We start from the raw sequence: 17432 nt of genomic DNA on the forward strand, positions 1-17432 counted from the left end.
CTGGCACGCGGCGTAGCCCGGATGGCGCGCACCCAATCATCATGCCTCCTCGCCGAACACCATCCGCCATCCCTTGCGCGTGTCCATGTATTCCCGCACTTCGCGAATGCGGTCCCCGGCCACCGTGAACACGAAGCAATAGTCGTTCTCGTAGGGCTTGCCGCCAGGGAGCGTGGCACGCATCCGCTCCTCCACGATCACGACATCGCCGTCGGCGTAGACGCCGCGGAAGGCGATATCGACCTCGGAAAACATCCTGTGCATCTCCTGCGCGATGAAACGCGCGATCGCTCGCGCGCCCACCATGTGATCGGTGTGATCGAGCGCGACGGCGGTGGCGTTGCCCTTCGGCGCGATCCATTCGGCATCGTCGGTGAACAGTGCGGCGATGCGGCCGGCATCGCGCGACGAAAAGGTCTTCCAGGCGTTGAGGACGATGTCTTTCGGGTTGGTCACGGTGCGCTCCTGAACTGGCATTGAGGGGGCTTGCATTGAGGGCCGCCTTCTAGGCCGGCATGCGCGTCGCGGCTCGCCACAATCGGACTCGGTCATCCCGCGGCCCTTCCGCCCGCGCGGGCATGCGTTATCATCCGGCCATGCTGAGTTTTGACGATTGCAACGCCGCGCGCCTGCGCAGGGATCCCCGCTATGACGGCCGCTTCTTCACCGCGGTGAAGACCACGGGCATCTATTGCCGCCCGGTCTGTCCGGCCAAGCAGCCGCTGACGCGCAACGTCGTCTATTACCCGACGGCGGCCGCGGCCGAAGCCTCCGGCTTCCGGCCCTGCCTGCGCTGCCGCCCCGAAACCGCGCCGTTCTGCCCGGCCTGGAACGGCACGCGTTCGACGGTCGCGCGCGCGGTGAAGCTGATCAACGAGGGCGCGCTCGATGACGATTCGGTGGTGACGCTCGCGATGCGGCTCGGCATTTCCTCGCGTCACCTGGCGCGCTTGTTCGAGCGCCATGTCGGCGCGACGCCGCAGCAGCTTGCCAAGACGCTGCGCGTCCAGCGCGCAAAACGCCTGCTCGATGCCGGCGAACACACCATGACCGACATCGCGTTTCACGCCGGCTTCGGCAGCCTGCGGAGATTCAACGCCGCGTTCGCCGAGCTCTACGGAAGATCGCCGTCCAGCCTGCGCTCATCGAAGCGTGCGTAGCTCGAATCGAGCTGCGCAAGTTCGCTCAGAAAAATCCGGGGCTGAGATCGAGCCCATAGGTCAGGCTCAGCACGAACACGAACAGCGCGGCGGCTGCGAACAATGCGAGATGCCTGAGAATAAACGCGCGCGGCGAAGTGGTGGCAATAACGGCTTTCTGCGCAACGGGCATGACGGCTCCATTATGAAAACGATTTTTGGCCGCCAATAAGCGGCGCCCGCATCAAGCGCCGCGATCTGCAAAGCAACTATTAAAGAGATCACACTCGTCTTGAACGGCCGTACACAACCGGCGCGCGACGGCGATTTTTCTTGCCGCAACTTTCTCAACCCGCGCACGGCTGCGCCAGATCACGTCTCACCTCTCAAAAAAAGACCGCACTCCCGAAAGAGAGCGCGGTCCGTGCAGGCTCGGGAGGAGACGACTGCTTCGTGTTGTCTTCAGACGATTGAGATCAGCGGGCCGTGCCCGTCGTGACGTCCGCGGTCTTGACCTTGCGCGGCGTCAGCACGCGGGCCTGGTGGACCGAGGCGACCGTGGTCGGCACGGTTGCCTGCTGCACGACATGCGCGGCACCAAGCACGCGCACCTGCAGGGGGGAGACCGGAAAACCGTTGGCCTCATAGGTCGGCAGTTCGGCGGCGAAAGCCGCGGTGCTGCCCGCGATCGTCAGGATGGCGGCGGCGATCGACAGAGTCTTCTTGTTCATTGGTGATGCTCCTGAGTGGAAGGTTCGGAGCACATTTAAGTGCAATTTGCTGCATTGCGACATGCACTGTTGCATCGCAACAACGTGCCCACTGCATGGCAATATGTTTAATGCGCACAAGCGCTTGGTCGAAGCCCCGCCGGACGCGACATGACACTTTTGTGAGCCGCGGTCAGCCGCCAAGCGCTGCCCGTGTCCCCGCAGCCTATTTCAACGCCGTTGCCAGCGATTGCAGCTTTGCGACGAGATTGGTGCCGAGCGCATAGATGATCTCGATGATCGCCAGCGCGATACCGGCTGCAATCAGGCCGTATTCGATCGCGGTGGCGCCGGATTCATCGGCGGCAAATTCGGTCAACAGGCATTTCAATTTCACAACTCGCATCCTTCCAACTCTACCGCACGTTGCCGGCGCGGAAGAGATACCAAGCCGCAATCCAAGATTGAGTAAATTCAATCCCTTCAATTTGATGACAATGAATGGCTGCTGCTTTTCAGCCACTTGCCGCCCCTGAAACCGCAGGGAACTCGCGTTGCACCTCGGCAACACCCGCCCGAAAAGCCCCGTTTCGCCCATTTGCGCCATTGCGCCGCCACACCATCCTCCGAACAATTGACGCGTCGCGTGCCTGACTATGCAAGATTGGTTCGAACAGAACCGTTTGGAGGCAGGGATCATGAATGATCGGCGGTCTCTTCTGGTGGCGGTCTCGTGCCCCTCGGCCGTTCTCGCCGGCTGGCTGGTGCTCTCCCTGTCCGCCTCCGCTCCAGCCCTCATCGAGAAAAGCAGCGCCAATGCTGCCGCCGCGTCGCGCGCGAAAGATCTTGGCCGGCTCGAGCTCGCCGACGTCCCGCATGCTGCGGCCATCGAGGATGGCATCGCCCTGACCGCCGATATCGCGGCCACAGTCGCTGCGACACCGAATCCGGATCCGGCCCCCGAGGCCGCAACAGCCGAGATGCCCGCCGCCGTCATCAAGCTCGCCTCGGCCGATCCGGCGCTGATCTTGCCGGCGGAGGCACCGCCGGCGCTACAGATTTCACCTGAACCCGCGCCCGTCCTCAGCGAGGCTGCACCGGCAGAAGCCGCACCGGCGCCGGAGCCCGTGGTCAAGCTCGCATCCGCCGATCCCACCGAGATTGTGCCGACAGATGCGCTGTCGCCCGCGGCGATCGCGACCGGCCCAGAGCCTGCCGCGAGCAAGCCGTCGCCGCCGGCCGACACCGTCGCCGTGCTCGATGAGTGCTTTGTCATGGACGCCTGCATCGACCGCTATCTGTGGACGCTCTATCAGCGCACCGCGAAGGAGGATTCGATCAAGGTCGAGGACCGCCGCCCCGTCACCATCAAGCGCAGGGGCAAGATGATCACGGTGATGCGCAGCTTCACAAAGCTGGTCGATCAGGATTTTGGCTGGAAGGATCCGAAGGCGGCCGAGCGCGCCAGCATGCCGATGATGGATTACGTCATCGGCGGCATGGACAAGAGCTTCAAGCGAAAGCTGTTTCGCATGATGCTCGCAGCCGAGGCCGCCGGCCTGTCGCCGGGAATCACCAGCGCGTTTCGCGACGACTACCGCCAGTCGATCGCGAGCGGCCTGAAGGCCGCCTCCGACCGCTCCTATCATGGCGGCAGCACCCGCGGTGGCTACGGCCATGGCATGGCGGCCGACATCGTCAGCACCCAGGGCAACAACCGCGCGCAGCGCTGGGTCTCGACCGAAATCCTGTGGAAGTGGGTTGACGCCAACGGCAAGGCGTTCGGCATCGGCCGGCCCTATCTCGGCCGCGATCCGCCGCATGTCGGCCCGGTCGACGGCCAGGAATACCTCTCGAAGCGTGGCACGGGAGACCGCAAGGAAGCGGCCAACGTGAAGTCCAAGAAGGTGACGCGGGCCGCGGCCCACGCAAAGCTGCGAAAGACACACGCCGCGCGCGAGCAGAAGAGTTTGGCCAAGCCGCAGAAGTCGGCGCAATCGGCCGGCAAGCGCGCGACCTGACCCCTGTTACGGCTTCCGCCCGGGGATCGGCAGCGGTACGAGGCGCATCTCGGCGGTGCCTGCGTCTTGCGTGCGCACCAGCACCGCAAAGATGGTTTCGACCGCAAGCCGCACCGCCGCCTGCATCGCCTTGCCCTTGGCCAGATGCGCCGCAATCAGGCCGGTGAGCAGATCGCCGGTGCCTGAGGGGCGGATCGGCAACCGCGGCGTCGCAAAGCGCGACAGCTGGCCGTCGGCGCACAGGACCGTCTCCACCTGCCCTTCTGCCGTGTCAGCGAGCGTGCAGCCGGTAGCGACGACGTCGATGCGACGTTGCCCCGCCAATGCAGTGCATGCCGCGCGCAGGCTCTGCGTGTCCGCGATCGTGACGCCCGACAGCAGCTCGAGCTCGAACTGGTTAGGCGTGGTCAGGTTGGCGGCCGGCAGCAGCCGGTGCTGCACCACGTCCAGAATGCCGTCGGCGACATAGACACGGCCGTCATCGCCGATTACGGGATCGCAGAGATAGACGAGTTTCGAATTCCGCGTCAGCGCCCGCTCGACGAAATCGGCGATCACCTCCGCATTGCCGGGGGAGCCGAGATAACCGGTGACCAGCACCGCGGCCTCGTCGACAAGGTCGCGCTCCTCGACACCTTTCAGGAGATCGGCGACGAGCTCGGTCTCGAGCACCCGCCCGCGCAACGTCGGATAACGCGGATGGTTCGACAGCAGTGTCGTCGGCACCGCCGCGACGTTCACACCCTCCGCCTGCATGGCATAGGCGGCCGCGCTGTTGCCGACATGGCCGTGGACCACCTGGCTTTGAATGGAGATGACGAGCATGCAGAGGTCCGTAGGGTCAAATGCTGAGCGAAGCAAGCGTAGCAGGAACGGCTCGCGTAGCCCGGATGGAGCGAAGCCTAATCCGGGGTTCTCAGATCGCGGCATGAATCCCGGATTACGCTGCGCTCCATCCGGGCTGCAAGTTTAGAGCATCTCATACCCCAGCCCCGGCCGCAGCGCCTGCATCTTCCGCGCCAGCCGCCGGTGCCCCGTCTCCTCCGACCGCGCCAGCCGGTCAGCGACCGCGACATGGTCCGCATCGCTCTTGTGCTGATTGAGCTTGGCCTGTCCCTCGACCGTGTCGACCACGAGATCGACGACCCGGATCGCAGCCAGCATGCTCTCGCGCTTGCTTGGCTCCATCTGCGCGAGGTCCCAGGGCTGCTTCGGCAACCGCGCCTCGGACACCGCAAGCAGCGCATCGCCATGCCCGCGGTTCTCGTCCAGTTCGCGCAGATGCGCCACGCCCGACAGGTGCACGGCCTCGTAGAGCCAGGTCGAGACATTGTCGCGCGAAAAATACCAGTCGTTGGAGACGTAGGCGTCGTCGCCGGCAACGATCAGCAGGAAGCGCCGCGTGCCGTCCGCAAGGGCAACCAGCGGATTCTTGGCGGTGAAATGGATCTGCACGAACACCTGCCCGTCGCGCTGGTCCAGCACGAACGGCACGTGCGAGGCGCGCGGACCGTGCTCGTCCGCCGCGACGATCATGCCGAAGCCGCGTTGCCCGGCAAATTCCAACGCACGCTGCTCCTCGATGCGAAACTGGGGGCGAAGCAGATGCATGGCGCGGCGCTCGATGGCTCGAATAGGGGACGGCGAGCGAAGGCTAACCCATGACCTGGCAAAATCTGAAGAATAATCGGCCCGCAAACGCAGATGTCAGGAATGATCTCCGCGTCGTGCAAGCTCTTCGAGATAGGCACAGAACATGTCGGCCAGCCCATCGGCATGGCGCACGATCTCCGCCTCGCTGCGGGACGTCTCCGAGAACCGCTTGCCGATCTCGCTCAATGTCGTCTTGATCAGCTCCCCGGCGAGTTCGCGCGACGCCTCGGGGGCCTCTGGCAGCGCCTCGCGCATGAAGATCGCGACGATGCCCTCGCCGGCTGCTCGCGCCTCCTGTGCCTCGGGCGCATCACGATAGAGCGGCGCGGCATCGCTGAGCGCGCTACGGATCGCGGCCTCCTCGCATTCAGAGCGAATGAAGGGGTGGACCAGCGCGCGCAGCCGCGCCGGCGGCGGCTTCGTCGGGTCCGCCAAAATGCCGCGCAGGAGCTCGCTTGTGCTCCGCCACTCATCGCTCTGGAGACGGAACAGGATCGCCGCCTTGTTCGGAAAATATTGGTACAGCGATCCGACGCTCACCCCGGCCCTCTCCGCCACCCGCGCGGTGGTGAATCGCTGCGCACCCTCCTTCGCCAAGACCTGAACAGCGGCGTCCAGAATAGCCGCGACCAGCTCGTTGGAGCGGGCCTGTTGCGGCTGTTTTCGTGAGGAAACTGAACGGCTTCGACGATCGGCCATGGTGCGCTCGGGGTATGCGAATAGGAAATGCGACGAATTAGTCGTATTTCAATTCACACGCAAGCACGCGTATTGCCGCGAACTCTGGAGACACCAAATGAGTACCCCTACTATCACCTCGCTTGCGCCGTTGCTGGATCGCCTGTTCGACGAGGACGAAGCAGCACGCGGCGCAACGCGAGCCGCCTTCGCCCACCTGACCGACGCCGACCGCGCACGGTTGATGCGAAGCAAGACCGACTACCGCGATCTCTATTCACGCCTGAAGGACGCACCGCTCGCGGTCTCTCGCGAGACCGGTCACCTGCTCTACATGCTGGCGCGCAGTTCGCGCGCCAAGGTGATCGTCGAATTCGGGACCTCGTTCGGCATCTCGACCCTGCACCTTGCCGCAGGCTTGCGCGACAATGGCGGCGGCCGCCTCATCACCAGTGAGTTCGAGCCGTCCAAGGCGGCGCGGGCGCGGGACAACCTCTCGGCCGGCGGACTGATCGATCTCGTCGAAATCCGCGAGGGCGATGCGCTGAAGACGCTCAGCGCCGATCTGCCCGACACGATCGACCTCGTGCTGCTCGACGGCGCCAAGGCTCTCTACCCGGAGATCCTCGATCTGGTCGAAGGCCATCTCAAGCCGGGCGCGATCATCGTCGCCGACAACGCCGACGACAGCCCCGACTATCTCGCGCGCGTACGCAGGCCCGCAAGCGGCTACATGTCCACGCCCTTCGCCGACGACGTCGAGCTTTCCGTGCGGATCAGCTAACGCTGCATAAAATCGACACTCTGAGCCGTCGTGCGATCTGTCGCGCGGCGGCTTCGTCTTCTCGGCGAAACAGCTAAAACTCCGGCAAGCCGCCGCCGACAGGCTCCGCCCTGTCGCAGGCTCGTCACTCACACGTGATAATCCCACCCGCCAAAAGCCATGTTCCGCGTGCTAAACATACCTACCGCGCGGTATCTTTCGCGCGCCACATCTGAGCTCGCCATGACCGCCGCCTTCAATGCCTACTCCGCGCTTGCCCTCGCCATCGTCTTCGAGGTGACCGCGTCCGCCTTCCTGCAGCAGTCCGCGCAGTTCACGCGGCCATGGCCGACGCTGGCCATGGTGCTGTTCTACGTCGCCTCCTTCTACGCGCTGTCGGTCGCGATCCGGGTCATTCCGCTCAGCATCGCCTATGCGATCTGGGGCGGCGTCGGCATCATCCTGACCGCCACCGTCTCCTTCGTGCTGTTCCGCCAGATGCTGGACGCCGCAGCCTTCGTCGGCATCGGACTGATCGTGTCAGGGGTCGTAGTCATCAACCTGTTCTCGCAGACGACGGCGCATTGATGCCGGCCAGCGCCTACACCCGCGCCAAGCAACCCGAGCAGGTCCGGCGCGCCCTGCTCGACCATGCCGCGGCGATCGCCATGGATCACGGCGTATCGGGGATCACGGTGCAGGCGGTGGCAGCGGCGGCCGGCGTCACTAAGGGCGGGCTGTTCCATCATTTCGGCAGCAAGCAGGCGCTGATCGAGGGCCTGTTCGCCGATCTCCTTGCCCGTGTCGATGCCGAGATCGACGCCGCGATCGAAGCAGACCCGAAGCCGCGCGGCAGCTTTACGCGGGCCTATGTCAATGCGGTCTTCACCGGCAAGGCCTTCGGCTTTGCGACGCCCTGGGCGACGCTGAGCATGGTCGTCGTCACAGATCCGTCCCTGCGCCGGCTCTGGAACGACTGGATGAAGGCGCGCCTGAAGCGCCATCGCACCAATGACGCAGCGCCCGAACTCCACGTCGTGCGCCTGGCCGCCGACGGCGCCTGGCTGTCCTACATCACGACGGGACAGACGCGCATGGGCGCGGACTTGCGTGCCGTGCACGACCGCCTGATCGCACAGACCTATCGGCGCGGATAGCCGGAACGACAGCTATTGGCTCTGTACTGCCTTGGGCGGACGCGGCGCGGATTTGGCCGGCTTTGCACCGGACGTTGCTCCGGACTTGCCCGCCGCGCGCGGCGGCGGTCCGTCGACGGACTCCAGGTACGCGGCGAGTGTCTTGGCGGAGTCGGCACTGGTCGCGTAATGGTCCTTCAGGAACCAGGTGAGCGTCAGGCTGAAGCGCCCTTTCGCCAACCCCCGCGGGCTGCGATGGCAGGTCGCACAGCCGTCCGCGAAAAGCTTTGCGGGCGCCTTGCCGGCATCGAGATTTTGCGCGGACGCGACCGTCACCGTCAGCGCCGCGGCGGCGAGAGTCAGCAAGGGCGCGATCACATCGCGCCCCGGTCGAAACAGCGAAATCAATGTCGTCCCCCAGAGCGTTTTCGAGCGAAGTGGATTCCGGTTCGCGTAAAGAAAACGCGTCAAAAGAAGAATCGGCTCCGTCGCGCGGTCACGCCGCCAATAGCTGATCGAATTCGGGCGGAGTATAGGCCTTGCCGTCCGGGTCGGTGATGACGACCTTCCATCCCTCGCTCGCCCACACTTTTGCCTTCGCCACGATGAGCAACCGGCTCTCGCGGGCAAAACTGCACTTCTCATTGTCGCGTTCTGCGACCATCTTATAGGCCAATGCGCATCCCCTTGCGTCGTCCTGCACCCGCTCCCTCGTGGCAGCGGGCTTTGGCGGCAATTCGCCGGGAGCGTGGCAATTTGGTGCCATCGACGGCAGCATTGTGCCTTGGTTCCAACTGAGCGAGGGAGATTGATCGTGCGCCGCATCAAAAATGCGATTCTGCTTGTCGCGGGCTTGCCTGGCGTGGCGCTGCTTACCATCGCACCTGCGCGGGCGCAGACCTACGATCCGCGCTATCCCGTCTGCATCGAAATTTACACCATCGACGGCAGCAGCATCGATTGCAGTTTCACGTCGATCGCGCAGTGCGCCGCGACTGCTTCCGGGCAGTCCGCCCAGTGCTACGCCAACCCTTATGCCCTGCGGAGCCGGGCACCGGGCCCGAGTCCATCGCCGCCGCGACGGAACCGTTAGGGGATCGCGATCCGCTTAGTGGACGCGGATGATATGGGGACGGCCGAGATCAATCAGCCCCTGCACCGCCGAGAGGCGGTCGTCCAATGCTGCGATGGTCAGCAGCAGATTGTTGCGGCGCTCGTCGAGCATGCCCATCTCGGCACCGGTGAGCTTCGTGCTCGTCCGCTCCTTGTGAATCCCGTCGAGGGATTTGCGCAGCCCGGCGATCAGGCTGGACAGTTGTTTGGCCTCCTTGGTCATCGACCGCTTCGCGACATTTTGGCGGCGCGTCTCCGCCTGGCTCTGTCTCATCATCATCCTCCCGTTGCCCCGCTGCCCCGAGTGGATGCTTACAGCTTTGAGTACACATATTACGATCGATGAAATCTGCCCGCGAAGAACTTTCTTAAATTAGACGGGCCGGGAACCCGAGGGCGCGCCAACAGAAAGCCCGGCACGAAGGCCGGGCCTTCTTGGCGATGTCAGTGTTTCTGGTGACCGCCACCAGGCCCGCCAGCCGGCGCGCCGCCGCCGCGCGGAGCGGCATTCATATGCGGAGCGCCACCGCCGCCGTGCGGCATCGCAGGTGCTGCCGCGCGCGGCGCCGGCATCTGCGCACGCGCATTCATCGGCGAACCGTGGCTCACATTCGGCTGAGCCATGTGCGGCGCTGCAGGACGTGCGACAGGCGCGGCCGAGACACGCGGCGCGTCGTGCGCGCGGGCCATCGGCTGTGCACGCGCCGCGCGGCTTTGTGTCTGCTCGTGCATCATGCGCGCCTGTGCATCACGCGGATTGCGGGTTTGCACATTGGCGCGTTCATGCGCGATGCGCTCGCTCCGTCCGGCGTGGGTCCGGTCGGCCGTGACCACAGCGTCGCGCTTCGCGATCACAGCGTCGCGTTTCGCGATCGCGGCGTCACGCTTGGTCATCGCGGCGTCATGCCGTGCGGCCCCAGCGTCACGCCCGGAGATCACGGCGGCGCCCCTGTCGCCCTTGCCGCGCACACCCTCGCGTCCCAGCGCAATTGCGGCGTCATGCGTCGCCGCACGGCCGATGCGGGCCGCACGCGGATCGATCGTCATCCGCGCCGCAACGTTCTGATGCGAGGTCCAGTAATTATTCCAGTAGGCGTGGCGTCGATAAAAGGGACGCCCCTCGTAATAGTTCGACCAGTACGAGGTCAGCACGAACGGAACGATCGGCACATCGATCTGGTCGGCGTAGTCAGGCAGATAGACGTAGTGATTGCGGTAGAGATATTCGAGATATTGCGACGACACCCAACCGCGATCGTCGGAGAAGCTCACGTCGCACCAGGCATTGCCGCGCAGGCAGCCATGGATGTTGACGCGGGCGCCCTCGGGAACGCGGTCGACCAATGGAAAGCCCGGCCCCGGCCCGGCGCGCAAGCCGGTCGATACCGTGACGACTCCCGGCGCGGCCAGCGCGGCCGTCGGGGCAAGCAACAATGCTGCAACTAAAGCGGTTCTGAGTCTCATGGCGAATTCCTCCTCGTTCGAGTCGGAACGCGCTGGCGCAATGACCGTTCCGCGTGCAGTCGTCACATCCGTCGAAAGATTTGAGACGGACGCCGCGCGCGGTTCAATATTCATTCGCCATTCATCGGCGCGGGGCGCCGAGGGTGTTTTAGTCCGTCAATTCGCTTGGAGCATGAAGCCATCGAAGTACGACGCAAGCGCAGCAAACTCGTCGAGCGGCAGCACGGCCGCAACATATTGGTCTGGCCGCACCACGACCATGCAACCGGCCTTCCGATCAATGCCGCGCATCGCGAACACGTCTTGGCCGCTCTTGAGGTCCGGACAGAACATCTTCTCGTAATCGTACAAGCCGTAACGGCCTTTGCTCGGGAGCAACATCGGCGGCATCGCCTCGATCGCGAGTTCGCGATGATCCTGCTGAAACACCGCGCGCAGATCGATCACGCTGTCGATATCGGTGCTTTTGGGCGTATATCGCCGGATCGGAGATTCCCGGGACTCAGCGAGGAAATTGCACAAGGCACGGATGGCCGAGCTCGACGCTGCGGGATTCTCGGCGGGAGAGAACGCGTAGATTCGGAAGCGGCCATCGGCCTGCGATGCGTGGCCGAGCTGGACCGGCTTGGCGTCGCCAAGCCGAATGACCGGCGCGGAATGGAAGCGCGTGCCTATAACGAGTCCTTCGGCGAGATGCTGGTGAGTCGTTGCGCCGGTGAGGAGTGACGGCCTGTAATGCGTCGCCGTGCCCGCGGTGTAACGGCCGTGCCTGACAAAATAGTCCTGCGTCTTGGCCGCATCGGCGCCGCCAGCCTTGGCGGCGGAGGCGAGAATGCCCGCCCACTCACGATCGAAATCGATCAGCTCTTTCGCAACCGCCTGGCGCTCGGCCGAATAGGAATGCAGGAGGCTCGGTGCACACTGCCCCCGGAGGACGGCGGCAAGCTTCCAGCCAAGATTGAAAGCGTCCTGCATCGAGACGTTCATGCCCTGCCCCGCCTTCGGGCTGTGGGTATGGCAGGCATCGCCGGCGATGAAGATGCGTGGCAGGCGGGAGGCGATCTCGGGCTCCGGAACGTCGTCGAACTTGTCGGTCAGGCGCTGGCCGATCTCGTAGACCGACCACCACGCGATCTCCTTCACATCCAGCGTGTGCGGCTTCAGGATCCGCTGCGCTTTCGCAATCACGTCATCGGCGGTGATGTTGCGATTGGCGACGCGCTCGCCGACATCGAGTTTTGCGAGCTCGACATAGAGGCGGACCATGTAGCCGCCCTCGCGCGGAATGATCAGCAGGCTGCCGTCCTTGGTTGGCGGAATCGCCATGCAGCTCGCGGCCGATCGACTTGCGCACCGTGCTGCGCGCGCCGTCGCAGCCGACGACATAGCGCGCCTTGATGGTCTCGATCTTGGCCTCGTGTGCGCCATCGCCGCGTTCGAGTCGCATCGTCACGGCATGGTCGGCGGGGCCCGCGGCCGGATCGACCTCGAGGTCGAGCAGGCGCCGGTTGTAATGCGGTTCGAGCTTGGCCGGCGCTCGGCGCATGATGTCGAGAAAGCCATCATGGATGCGCGCCTGGTTGAGGATGACGTGCGGAAACTCCGACAGCCCGTCCTCGACGTCCTGCACCCGGCCGCTGCGCAAGATCTTCTCCGGCGTCCGTTCGTCCGGCTTCCAGAACGTCGTCTCGTTGACCCAATAGGCCTCCTTCAGCACGCGCGCGCTGAAGCCATAGGCGTGGAACATCTCCATGGTGCGGCAGGCGATGCCGTCGGCCTGCCCGACCAGCAAACGGCCCGGCTTCTGCTCGACGATGCAGGTCTTGATGTCGCCGAATTGCGCAAGCTGGGCCGCGAGCGTCAGGCCCGCAGGGCCGCAGCCGACGATGAGGACGTCGACCTCGTCAGGCACGGCCCCGGTTGCGCCCGAAGCCAGAATGCGGTCGGCGGGATCGGCGATTTCAGGATCGCCCGGCTGAAATCCATTGAGATGGAATTGCATGAGCACCTCTCCCGGCAAACGTTCTGTTTGGATATTGCTCAGTATGCTGACTATCAGTATACTTGTCAATGATCGCGAGCCGTCCCTGCCCCAAACGGAGAATTCGGTGAAAGACAACAACGACATGCCCGGGCATCTGGCGCGCCGGTTCCAGCAGATCGCGGTGGCGGTGTTTCTGGCCGAGGTCGGCGAAGCCGGCTTCGACCTCACACCGGTGCAATACGCGGCACTTGCGACCATCAAGGCCAATCCGGGGCTCGACCAGGTGACGCTCGCAGGATCGATCGCCTACGACCGTACCACCATCACCGGCGTCATCGACCGCCTCGTCCAGAAAGGCCTTGCCGAGCGCCGCGCCTCCAACCGCGACCGCCGCGCCCGCGAGCTCGAAATCACCGACGAGGGCCGACGCACGCTACGCAAGATCACTCCGGTGGTGGAGTCCGCCCAGCGCGTCATGCTGCGCGGTCTCAGCGCGAAGGAAGGCGAGGAGCTGATGCGGCTGCTGCGCAAGGCCATCGCCGCCGGCAACGAGCTCAGCCGTGCCCCGCTGCGCGAGGTGCAGGCATAAACCCCGTATTTCCATCCGTAATTGTCGCAGTGCCGCGAAACCTGGAACTAACCTTCGGCTGCTACGGTCGGCAACATTCGGCGTTTAACACGCGATTAACTTTGCCGCTCGGGAGTTTCGGATGTTCAGGTTCCTCATTGCGGCGACGGCCATTGCGCTCTCGGCCGGTCCCGCGCTTGCCAACGGCCATGGCGGTGGCGACCCTGCTCCGCCGAAGCCCGAGGCCACGAGCGCACCGGCGAAGGTGGTCCTGACCAAGCAGGGTCCCACGCTCGTCGACCTCAAGGGCATGACGCTCTACACTTACGAGCGCGACACCACGGGCAAGACGTCGAACTGCAACGGCAAGTGCGTCGAGAGCTGGGTACCGCTGCCCGCAACGGTCGACGCCAAGGCCATCGGCGACTTCACTGTGATCAGCCGCAACGACGGCAGCAAGATGTGGGCATACCGCTATCGTCCGCTCTACACCTCGCCGGCCGACAAGGCGCCAGGCGACGCCAACGGCAATGCCACGACGCTGCAATGGCGCGTCGCCCGGCCTGAGAACTAGGTCTCGACCGGCAGCCCTGCCCACGACGAAAGCCTCGTGAGCAGTGGAATCACCGATCGCACCGCGCTTACCCGCGCCAGCTAGACCCCGCGGCGACCCGCGCGTTCTGCCCGGGCGGCAGCACCACCACCGTCGCATTCAGCTTCACCCGGTCGAACAGATCGATCACGTCCTCGTTGCGCATCCGGATGCAGCCGGACGAGATCGCCTGCCCGATATATTCCGGCTGGTTGGTGCCGTGGATACGGTAGAGCGTGTCCTTGTTGCCGAGATAGAGATAGATCCCCCGCGCGCCCAGTGGATTGGCGGGGCCACCGGCGACCCGCGCCGGATATGGTCCGAGTCGCGCCTGGATGTCCGCCGTCGGGACCCAGTCGGGCCATTCCGCCAGACGGCCGACGCGCGCGACGCCGGAGAAGGCCATGGCTTCCTCGCCGACCGCGACGCCATAGCGGATCGCCTTGCCTTCGGGCAGGACGAAATAGAGGTAGCGCGCATCGGTATCGACCAGGATCGTGCCCGGCTGCTCCTTGCGCGGATAGTCGACGATATGACGGAGATATTGCTCAGGCACGTTCGCCTGCGCGTAGGGCGTGTGCGCAAGCAACTGCCGGTCGCGCGGCGTCATGCTCGCATCCGTCGATGGAGAAAGCGTCGTCTGCATGCAGCCGGCGAGCGGAAGCATGGCCATGACGAACAATACGATTAAAGATTTTGGCACCACCGGCCCCCCGATAGCGGATAGTTGCGCTCCCAGCGACGCCAGATGCTGCCCAAATCGTGCTGAAAAAAAGGCAGTGCGGAACACGTGCGCGTGTTCCACCGGCATGGTTCCATCACCACAAACGGCGGAGAAGCGTCGCACAGTCTCCATCCCCTCGCCTTGCTTTGGTCAAACCCGGCTGGACTCGTGGGTCATCGTGCTGACTCACCGGATTTGGGATGGGTTCACCTCGACAGATCGGCTCGCGCCAATGCGGACGCCCATACATTAAACACTCGGACTGCAAAGGAGCTGCAATGCTCGCGACGCTGAATTCCAGGCAAATCGTCGATGAGATCGTGAAGGACACGGTCAAGGACAACGATCCGCACGACGCCATTCAGATTTCACCCGACATGGTGCTGGCTTCGCGCCCCATCAGCGTTGCGCCCGCGTTGGCCCCTGAGATCACGCCCCGCCCCGAGCCGAAAACAGATCCGAAGTTCGCGCCGGAGCGCACCATCAATCTGGAGCCGAAGTTCAGTCCCGTCTCGGAGCCGCAGACGGCAGTGCCCTCCTCGGTCGACACCGCCGTGCGCGTCGCGGCCGGCGATGGTCCCAACCGGCGGAAGCGATCCGCCGCCGGCAAATGGCTGCGCGGCGCGTTCGTTACGATCTTGTTTGCGGGCGGAAGCGCGGCCGCCACCGTCGCCTGGGAGAAACATGGCGACACGGCCAGGCAGATGCTCGCCGAATGGAAACCAGCATTGACTGCGTTGACCTCGCTGCTGCCTTCGACATCGCGAACGGCGGCGCCAGTCACCGCCGAGCCGGTCACCGCCGCGCAGGCCGCGCCGCCCGCTGAGCAAGCCGCAACGGATCAAGCGGCCGATCAACCTGCGACGCCGCCTCCGGTTCAGGTTGCAGCAGCCGCGCCGGTCGCGGCACAGCCCGATCCCGCGCAGTCGGTGCAATCGATGACGCGCGATCTCGCGGCGATGGCGCAGCAGATCGAAGGGCTCAAGGCCAACATTGCCGAGTTGAAGGCCGGGCAGGAGCAGATGGCGCGCGAGATGGCCAAACCGCCCGCGCCGAAGCCGGTGACTGAGGTCAAGCCGGTCGATCCGCGCGCGCGCGTGTCCACGCTCCCGCCGCGATCTCCGGCGCCTCCGGTGCGCAAGCCGAAGCCAGTCGTGTCGCAAACCTACATGCCGGCCTATTCGCCCGCGCCGCCTGCGCCTTCGCAGGCTGCCGCGGTCGCGCCGACAGCAGCACCGGTCGCCACGACGCAAGCCGTTGCCGATGACGACGGACCTGTCGTGCGTCCGCCGATGCCGCTGCGCTAGACCAGGCGCGAGCGCAGCGTCGCTGTCGCGACGTCGTCCAAGCTGTCCGAGTCGATGCGATGCGTTGAGTCCGGGCGATTACGGAGACGATATTTCGATCGTCTTTCGTCAAGAGAAAAGGCCGTCGGGATTTATGCCGCCGGCCTTCTCTTGCAGCTGCCGGTTCCCGGAGCCCGGTTCTGCTGCAATTCCATGCCTTATGATCACGTCGACATATTTAATAAAATCTTAACACACGCGAATGCTGCACATGATTTCTGCGCCATAAGCACAGAGATTGCGCGACCCGTTCATTCGAAAATATCGACTCAGTGGTATCATCCGAAATCTGTTGAGACTTCCACTGAAGCTCACGTCGTCACACCGGGGAATTCGAATGCCCTACTATTCCTTCGATCTCGTGGTTGGTGAAGAGTTCAAGAACCAGGGTGGAATCATCCTCGAAGACATCGAGGGCGCTTCCGATCGCGCCGTTCAATTGGCTACCGAGCTGTCGCAGGTGAAGCCGGAGCTGCAACGGAAAGGTTGCGCGGTGCGCGTCACCGATCGCGATCACAATGAGGTCTATCGCACGCCGCTCGATCCCGTGCCCGCCTGGCGACGCTAGGCCACAGCGTTTTCGAGCGAAATGGAAACCGGTTCGCGTAAAAGCGCGTCGAACCGGGAATCAAAAGCACCGTTCCGAGTCATCGGAACGGGGCTTTAGTGGTCCAGCTCCGGCGGCTCGAACCAGTTCGTCAGCGACAATCCACCGTCGATGACGAAGGCTGCGCCGGTGACGTAACCCGAGAGCTTGTTCGACAGCACCGCCAGCGCCATCGGCGCGAGGTCCTCGGCCTCGCCGAGACGCCCGAGCGGGATGTGCTTCGCCAGCGAGGCGTCGGCAACGAACCCGCCCGCCGCGATCGCGCCGGGCACCAGCGCGTTGACGCGGATGTCGTGACGGCCGAGCGTCTTCGCGAGCTCCTTCACCAGCATCGCCATCCCCGCCTTTGCCGTCGAATAATGCGGCAGGTTGCGCGGCGTGCCCGCATGCAGCGAGGTGAGAAACAGGAACGAGCCCGGTCGTTTCGCCGCGATCAGCCGGTTTGCCAGCCCGCGCGCCAGATGGAATCCGGCATCGAGATTGACGGCATGCATCTCCTGCCAGGTCTTGCGGTCGACCGCGAGCGCATGATCGGCCTCGCGCCGCGGCGGCGATGCGCTGTGCACGAAATGCGAGACCTCGCCGAGCCCGTCTGCGGCGGCCAGCAGGGCATCGCAAGCGTCTGCCCTGGCGAGATCGCCGACCCACGGGACCGCCAATTCAGGCCTGCTGCTGGCGCTGATCGCCGCACTCACCCGCTCCGGGCTCACATCGGCGAACAGGGTCCGAACGCCCTCGCCGACCAGCGCCTGCGCGATCGCGCGACCGATGCCGTTGCCTGCGCCGGTGACGAGCGCCGTGTCGCGTGCGGGGTCGAACGGCGTGCTCAACAGGCTCATGTCGCTCTCCGTGGCCAGGGACGGGTGACGATAGCGCACCGCACCGGGGAGCGACAAATACGTCCCGGCACCATTGCGGAGTGGCTTGCCGGACG

General features: G+C 64.7%; 23 protein-coding genes and 1 pseudogene. 10 read left to right on the forward strand and 14 right to left on the reverse strand.

Features of this window, described 5'->3' with window-relative positions; all coding sequences use genetic code 11:
• Positions 1-39: 39 nt before the first annotated feature.
• Positions 40-456, reverse strand: a complete 417-nt coding sequence (locus OWC48_RS08295) for a nuclear transport factor 2 family protein (protein WP_282519520.1) — start codon at positions 454-456, stop codon at positions 40-42.
• Positions 457-578: 122 nt separating this feature from the next.
• Between OWC48_RS08295 and OWC48_RS08300 the strand changes: the two genes are divergently transcribed.
• Entirely contained in the window at positions 579-1160 is a 582-nt protein-coding gene (locus tag OWC48_RS08300; protein WP_282519521.1) for a bifunctional transcriptional activator/DNA repair enzyme AdaA, read from the forward strand.
• Positions 1161-1185: 25 nt separating this feature from the next.
• Here the strand turns inward: OWC48_RS08300 and OWC48_RS08305 are convergent, their stop codons facing one another.
• From OWC48_RS08305 to OWC48_RS08315, 3 genes are all read right to left on the reverse strand, one after another.
• On the reverse strand, positions 1186-1332 hold the full coding sequence (locus OWC48_RS08305; protein ID WP_167541704.1) for a hypothetical protein: 147 nt from the start codon (positions 1330-1332) through the stop codon (positions 1186-1188).
• A gap of 283 nt (positions 1333-1615) precedes the next feature.
• Positions 1616-1870, reverse strand: a complete 255-nt coding sequence (locus OWC48_RS08310; RefSeq protein WP_282519522.1) for a hypothetical protein — start codon at positions 1868-1870, stop codon at positions 1616-1618.
• A gap of 205 nt (positions 1871-2075) precedes the next feature.
• Positions 2076-2240 carry a Flp family type IVb pilin gene (locus OWC48_RS08315; protein ID WP_028169565.1) on the reverse strand — a complete coding sequence of 55 codons (165 nt, stop codon included), beginning with the start codon at positions 2238-2240 and terminating at the stop codon, positions 2076-2078.
• 307 nt (positions 2241-2547) lie between these two features.
• Between OWC48_RS08315 and OWC48_RS08320 the strand changes: the two genes are divergently transcribed.
• Positions 2548-3870 carry a hypothetical protein gene (locus OWC48_RS08320; protein WP_282519523.1) on the forward strand — a complete coding sequence of 441 codons (1323 nt, stop codon included), beginning with the start codon at positions 2548-2550 and terminating at the stop codon, positions 3868-3870.
• A gap of 6 nt (positions 3871-3876) precedes the next feature.
• Here the strand turns inward: OWC48_RS08320 and pdxY are convergent, their stop codons facing one another.
• The 3 genes from pdxY to OWC48_RS08335 all read right to left on the reverse strand — a co-directional run bounded on the left by pdxY (position 3877) and on the right by OWC48_RS08335 (position 6222).
• On the reverse strand, positions 3877-4695 hold the full coding sequence (gene pdxY, locus OWC48_RS08325; RefSeq protein WP_282519524.1) for a pyridoxal kinase: 819 nt from the start codon (positions 4693-4695) through the stop codon (positions 3877-3879).
• 144 nt (positions 4696-4839) lie between these two features.
• A complete protein-coding gene (locus tag OWC48_RS08330; protein ID WP_282519525.1) occupies positions 4840-5481 on the reverse strand; it encodes an FMN-binding negative transcriptional regulator in 642 nt (213 codons plus the stop codon).
• A gap of 96 nt (positions 5482-5577) precedes the next feature.
• Positions 5578-6222 (reverse strand): TetR family transcriptional regulator, encoded by a 645-nt coding sequence (locus OWC48_RS08335; protein WP_282519526.1) that lies wholly within the window; start codon positions 6220-6222, stop codon positions 5578-5580.
• 97 nt (positions 6223-6319) lie between these two features.
• Here OWC48_RS08335 and OWC48_RS08340 point away from each other — a divergent pair, with 97 nt between their 5' ends.
• The 3 genes from OWC48_RS08340 (at position 6320) to OWC48_RS08350 (ending at position 8121) form a co-directional block, all read left to right on the forward strand.
• On the forward strand, positions 6320-6985 hold the full coding sequence (locus OWC48_RS08340; RefSeq protein WP_282519527.1) for an O-methyltransferase: 666 nt from the start codon (positions 6320-6322) through the stop codon (positions 6983-6985).
• 222 nt (positions 6986-7207) lie between these two features.
• Entirely contained in the window at positions 7208-7552 is a 345-nt protein-coding gene (locus tag OWC48_RS08345) for a multidrug efflux SMR transporter (RefSeq protein ID WP_282519528.1), read from the forward strand.
• The gene (locus tag OWC48_RS08350; RefSeq protein ID WP_282519529.1) at positions 7552-8121 is read left to right on the forward strand and encodes a TetR/AcrR family transcriptional regulator; all 570 of its coding nucleotides are present in this window, start codon (positions 7552-7554) and stop codon (positions 8119-8121) included. The genes OWC48_RS08345 and OWC48_RS08350 overlap by 1 nt, the downstream gene beginning before the upstream one ends.
• 12 nt (positions 8122-8133) lie before the next feature.
• Here OWC48_RS08350 and OWC48_RS08355 read toward each other — a convergent pair whose 3' ends face one another.
• Together OWC48_RS08355 and OWC48_RS08360 are read right to left on the reverse strand one after the other, a co-directional pair.
• Positions 8134-8508 (reverse strand): hypothetical protein, encoded by a 375-nt coding sequence (locus OWC48_RS08355; protein ID WP_282519530.1) that lies wholly within the window; start codon positions 8506-8508, stop codon positions 8134-8136.
• Between the two features lie 88 nt (positions 8509-8596).
• On the reverse strand, positions 8597-8803 hold the full coding sequence (locus tag OWC48_RS08360) for a hypothetical protein (protein WP_167768232.1): 207 nt from the start codon (positions 8801-8803) through the stop codon (positions 8597-8599).
• A 111-nt stretch (positions 8804-8914) separates the two neighbouring features.
• Here OWC48_RS08360 and OWC48_RS08365 point away from each other — a divergent pair, with 111 nt between their 5' ends.
• Entirely contained in the window at positions 8915-9193 is a 279-nt protein-coding gene (locus OWC48_RS08365) for a DUF3551 domain-containing protein (RefSeq protein WP_282519531.1), read from the forward strand.
• A gap of 15 nt (positions 9194-9208) precedes the next feature.
• Here OWC48_RS08365 and OWC48_RS08370 read toward each other — a convergent pair whose 3' ends face one another.
• From OWC48_RS08370 to OWC48_RS08380, 3 genes and pseudogenes are all read right to left on the reverse strand, one after another.
• A complete protein-coding gene (locus tag OWC48_RS08370; RefSeq protein WP_224580733.1) occupies positions 9209-9436 on the reverse strand; it encodes a hypothetical protein in 228 nt (75 codons plus the stop codon).
• Positions 9437-9657: 221 nt separating this feature from the next.
• Positions 9658-10677: an SH3 domain-containing protein gene (locus tag OWC48_RS08375; protein WP_282519532.1), complete on the reverse strand. Its 1020-nt coding sequence runs from the start codon at positions 10675-10677 to the stop codon at positions 9658-9660.
• Positions 10678-10833: 156 nt separating this feature from the next.
• Positions 10834-12679 (reverse strand): annotated as a pseudogene (locus OWC48_RS08380) (FAD-binding monooxygenase).
• A 106-nt stretch (positions 12680-12785) separates the two neighbouring features.
• Between OWC48_RS08380 and OWC48_RS08385 the strand changes: the two are divergent.
• Both OWC48_RS08385 and OWC48_RS08390 read left to right on the forward strand, forming a co-directional pair.
• Complete coding sequence (locus OWC48_RS08385) at positions 12786-13250, forward strand: MarR family transcriptional regulator (RefSeq protein WP_282519533.1); 465 nt, start codon at positions 12786-12788, stop codon at positions 13248-13250.
• 121 nt (positions 13251-13371) lie between these two features.
• Entirely contained in the window at positions 13372-13803 is a 432-nt protein-coding gene (locus OWC48_RS08390) for a hypothetical protein (RefSeq protein ID WP_282519534.1), read from the forward strand.
• A 67-nt stretch (positions 13804-13870) separates the two neighbouring features.
• On the opposite strand, the gene OWC48_RS08395 is transcribed toward OWC48_RS08390, so the two are convergent.
• Complete coding sequence (locus OWC48_RS08395) at positions 13871-14488, reverse strand: L,D-transpeptidase (protein ID WP_282519598.1); 618 nt, start codon at positions 14486-14488, stop codon at positions 13871-13873.
• Positions 14489-14823: 335 nt separating this feature from the next.
• Between OWC48_RS08395 and OWC48_RS08400 the strand changes: the two genes are divergently transcribed.
• Together OWC48_RS08400 and OWC48_RS08405 are read left to right on the forward strand one after the other, a co-directional pair.
• The gene (locus OWC48_RS08400; protein ID WP_282519535.1) at positions 14824-15852 is read left to right on the forward strand and encodes a hypothetical protein; all 1029 of its coding nucleotides are present in this window, start codon (positions 14824-14826) and stop codon (positions 15850-15852) included.
• A 376-nt stretch (positions 15853-16228) separates the two neighbouring features.
• Positions 16229-16459 (forward strand): DUF6894 family protein, encoded by a 231-nt coding sequence (locus OWC48_RS08405; protein WP_282519536.1) that lies wholly within the window; start codon positions 16229-16231, stop codon positions 16457-16459.
• A gap of 95 nt (positions 16460-16554) precedes the next feature.
• Here the strand turns inward: OWC48_RS08405 and OWC48_RS08410 are convergent, their stop codons facing one another.
• Positions 16555-17337 (reverse strand): SDR family NAD(P)-dependent oxidoreductase, encoded by a 783-nt coding sequence (locus OWC48_RS08410; RefSeq protein WP_282519537.1) that lies wholly within the window; start codon positions 17335-17337, stop codon positions 16555-16557.
• Positions 17338-17432: the final 95 nt, after the last annotated feature.

The sequence above is a fragment of the Bradyrhizobium sp. Arg816 genome (assembly GCF_029989365.1).
Classification (GTDB): Bacteria; Pseudomonadota; Alphaproteobacteria; order Rhizobiales; family Xanthobacteraceae; genus Bradyrhizobium.